Annotated in this window: 2 protein-coding genes and 2 tRNA genes; 1 reads left to right on the plus strand and 3 read right to left on the minus strand. The window is 42.5% G+C overall.

Translation table 11 applies throughout. From position 1 onward, the window contains the following. Positions 1–156 precede the first annotated feature (156 nt). From AB4238_RS19540 to AB4238_RS19550, 3 genes are all read right to left on the minus strand, one after another. Positions 157–232 (minus strand) — tRNA-Ala (locus AB4238_RS19540). Positions 233–335: 103 nt separating this feature from the next. Continuing rightward, complete coding sequence (gene gltX, locus AB4238_RS19545) at positions 336–1,745, minus strand: glutamate--tRNA ligase (protein WP_372034970.1); 1,410 nt, start codon at positions 1,743–1,745, stop codon at positions 336–338. A gap of 159 nt (positions 1,746–1,904) precedes the next feature. After that, complete coding sequence (locus AB4238_RS19550; RefSeq protein WP_372034972.1) at positions 1,905–2,048, minus strand: hypothetical protein; 144 nt, start codon at positions 2,046–2,048, stop codon at positions 1,905–1,907. Positions 2,049–2,455: 407 nt separating this feature from the next. Here AB4238_RS19550 and AB4238_RS19555 point away from each other — a divergent pair. Further along, positions 2,456–2,531: transfer RNA gene (locus tag AB4238_RS19555), tRNA-Val, on the plus strand. Positions 2,532–2,579 lie beyond the last annotated feature (48 nt).

The raw sequence follows: 2,579 nt of genomic DNA on the forward strand, positions 1-2,579 counted from the left end.
AAAGTGAAACCGCCGTGCTACTTTAAACAAAATAGCGCGGTGTCCTAGGCGCTCTCTTCTTTAATACGAAGGGGACCCGGACTGCATTAGACTCTGCAAAGAGTGAATACTCATTAAGTTCTGTAGGCTAAAACTTAACGCTTTCATTTAGTTAGATGGTGGAGCCTAGCGGGATCGAACCGCTGACCTCAACACTGCCAGTGTTGCGCTCTCCCAGCTGAGCTAAGGCCCCGCACTAACTAAATCACTTTCGAGTGCACTTTAAGCATTTGCCATCAGTGTCTCAACTGCGAGGCGCATTCTATGCAGCGCACCCAAAAGTGTCAACTCGTTTTTTAGGAATTTATTCTATTTGCTACAAATTCAATCGCTTTGGAGATTCTTTGCTCACAACGAGCCTTCCCAACCAAGAATAAGGTTAAATCGACAGCAGGTGACATCCCTGCCCCAGTTACAGCAACACGCAAAGGCATGCCAACTTTACCCATACCGACTTCTAATTCACTGGCAGTATCTTCAATCGCTTGGTGAATTGACTCTACGGTCCACTCTTCAAGTTCTGACAATTTAGTCTGGATCAGTTTAAGTGGCTCCATTGCAACACCTCTAAGGTGTTTCTTGGCAGCGGTTTCGTCAAAGTCTGCAAAGTCTTCATAGAAATAGCGGCTAGATGCGGCCAACTCTTTCAAGGTTTTTGCTCGCTCAGATAGTGCACTAACGACAGCTGACAGCTGTGGTCCATTACTCATATCGATATTCTGATCATTCATGTGCCACTCTAAATGAGAAGCGACATATTCTGGATCCATCTCTTTAATATAATGTTGGTTCAGCCAAATTAATTTCTCAGTATTAAAAGCTGAGGCAGCTTTGTTAATATCATCAAGCTTAAATAACTGCTTCATTTCATCAATAGAGAAAACTTCTTGATCACCATGAGACCAACCTAAGCGAACTAAGTAGTTAAGCAAGGCTTCAGGTAAGTAACCATCATCGCGATACTGCATCACGCCAACAGCGCCATGACGCTTTGACAATTTAGCGCCATCGTCACCAAGAATCATCGCAACATGGGCATATTCAGGAATAGGAGCACCAAGCGCTTTCAGGATATTGATTTGACGTGGAGTGTTATTGATATGGTCTTCACCACGTACAACACAAGTTATACCCATATCCCAGTCATCAACAACAACACAGAAGTTATAAGTCGGCGTGCCTTCGGTACGGGCAATAATCAAATCATCTAGCATATCATTTGATATTTCAATACGGCCACGTACATGGTCATCAAATACTACACTGCCTTCTGTTGGGTTTTTAAACCGGATGACAAAAGGTTCATCTGTATCACGAGGCGCTTTATCACGACAGCAGCCATCATACTTTTGCTGTTCGCCTTTAGCAGCTTGCTCTTCACGCATCTGCTCAATACGTTCGCGGCTGCAGTAACATTTATAAGCACTGCCCTGCTCTAACATTTGAGCAATGATTTCGTTATAACGATCAAAACGCTTAGTTTGGTAGTAAGGACCTTCATCCCATGTCAGGCCTAACCACTCCATACCTTCCAAAATTGCAGCACATGCCTCGGGCGTTGAACGTTCAATATCTGTATCTTCTACTCGTAATACAAATTCGCCTTGGTTTGCACGTGCATATAACCATGAATAAAGTGCTGTTCGAGCACCACCAACGTGAAGAAAACCAGTAGGGCTTGGTGCAAAACGCGTCTTAATTGTCATAATGGGACACTGACCTATATAGAAAGTCTAAATAATAGACTGTACCAATGAATGTGGCGCACATTCTAACAGCCAAAGCCCTCAGGTAAAATAGCCCTGCTACTATATGGCAAATTTTGTGGTCAAAATGATATTTGCATCATAGCCCCTTTGTCTTACTTAGCCATAAGCGGCAACGTTGCCAAACTCCAAGCCTAAATATGGGGCGATTGATTGTTTCCCGATAACTGTTAGCTCACTTTCATGGCCATTATGATTAGGGTTGCTATCGTTAATGAGTATTTTCAGCAATAAACGAGACACTAATGAGTTAGCCTAGATAGCGACCGTCTATCAGCTAGATTGATGCATAACGCTCAAGCTAATACTTCAACATTTAGTCAGTTTTTCACAGTCCAGATAAATTTTGGTTTTCATTTATTGCAATAAAAACCATTGTTTTTGTAAAGAACATAAACTTAACGAGACACCTATTGCCTGACAGATAGTGAAAAGCTCATCGATAAGCTAACTCCATTCTTTATTTAGCCGCTAAATAGACTTCAGCTTCAAACCTTTTAGGTAATAATTTAATCGCTTAATGCAAAATATCGTGCAGTACCTGATTAACTATGCGTCAATACGTGCGAAATTGAACCGTACACCATCTTTTATCTAAAAAAGCGTTGACAGTAGATCGTTCCCCCCTATAATACGGCCCCACACAGCGAGGTCGATTAGCTCAGCTGGGAGAGCACCTCCCTTACAAGGAGGGGGTCACTGGTTCGAGCCCAGTATCGACCACCATTCTTTTTACAAAGAATTAAAACATTGTGAAATCCCAGGTCGATTAGC

The sequence above is a fragment of the Shewanella sp. 10N.286.45.A1 genome (assembly GCF_041470405.1).
Classification (GTDB): Bacteria; Pseudomonadota; Gammaproteobacteria; order Enterobacterales; family Shewanellaceae; genus Shewanella.